Raw genomic sequence first — 1196 nt, 5'->3', positions numbered from 1 at the left:
CCTCCTCACGCGCCCGCACGCCCCTCGAGGGCGTGATGTCGTCCTTCCGCTCCGCGATGATCGGGACGGGTGTGATGAGCGGCATGATCAACATCCTGGCCCTCACCGGCTCGTTCTTCATGCTGCAGGTCTACGACCGGGTCATCCCCAGCCGCAGCCTGTCGACGCTGGTCGGCCTGGTGATCCTTGCCGGCGCGCTCTATGCCTTCATGGGCCTCCTGGAGATCCTGCGCGGGCGGGTGCTGCTCCGGATCGGCATCGCGCTCGACGGCCGTCTCAACGGCGAGGTCTGCTCGGCGATGATGCGCCTGCCGCTCAAGACCAGGTCGCAGGGCGACGGCCAGCAGCCGCTGCGCGACCTCGACCAGGTCCGCTCGTTCCTGTCCGGCGGCGGTCCTTCGGCGCTGTTCGACATGCCGTGGATGCCGCTCTATCTGGCGATCTGCTTCGTGTTCCACCTGTGGATCGGCCTCGTCGCGCTCGCCGGCGCGGTGATCCTCGTGATCCTGACCATCCTCACCGAGATCCTGACCCGCGAGCCGATGCGCGAGGCGGGCAAGCATTCGGTCGGCCGCAACGGTCTCGCCGAAGCCGCCCGGCGCAACGCCGAGGTCGTGCAGGCCATGGGCTTCGGGCCGCGGCTTGCCAGCCGCTGGGCCGACGCAACGCCGACTATCTCGACGCCCACGCCAAGGCCAGCGGCGTCGCCGGCCTGCTCGGCAGCATTTCCAAGATCATGCGCATGGCGCTGCAGTCGGGCATGCTCGCGGTCGGCGCTATCTCGTCGTGCAGCAGGAAGCCTCGGCCGGCATCATGATCGCCAGCTCGATCATGATGGGCCGCGCGCTGGCGCGATCGAGCTGGCGATCGGCCAGTGGAAGGGCTTCGTCGCGCCCGCCAGAGCTGGAAGCGGCTGAAGGATCTGTTGCAGGTGATGCAGGTGCCGCCGATCACCACCGCGCTGCCGCCGCCGGTCGCCACGCTCAACGCCGAGAACCTCGCCCTCGTGCCGCCCGGCGAGCGCCGGATCGTGGTGCAGGAGGTGAGCTTCGCCCTGAAGGCCGGCGCCGGTCTCGGCGTGATCGGGCCGAGCGCCAGCGGCAAGTCCTCGCTCGCCCGCGCCCTCGTCGGCGTGTGGACACCCGCGCGCGGCGCGGTGCGGCTCGACGGCGCCAGCCTCGACCAGTGGGACACGT

Annotated in this window: 2 protein-coding genes; both read left to right on the top strand. The window is 70.3% G+C overall.

Features of this window, described 5'->3' with window-relative positions:
* Positions 1–917 (top strand): ABC transporter transmembrane domain-containing protein (locus tag A6302_RS20370; protein ID WP_425349187.1); only part of this gene is annotated, 917 nt, incomplete at its 5' end.
* Between the two features lie 17 nt (positions 918–934).
* Positions 935–1196, top strand: a 262-nt coding sequence (locus A6302_RS26380) for an ATP-binding cassette domain-containing protein (protein ID WP_425349186.1), incomplete at its 3' end; no start/stop codon positions are given.

The sequence above is a fragment of the Methylobrevis pamukkalensis genome (genome assembly GCF_001720135.1).
Classification (GTDB): domain Bacteria; phylum Pseudomonadota; class Alphaproteobacteria; order Rhizobiales; family Pleomorphomonadaceae; genus Methylobrevis; species Methylobrevis pamukkalensis.
This window is presented reverse-complemented; position numbering and strand designations above follow the sequence as displayed.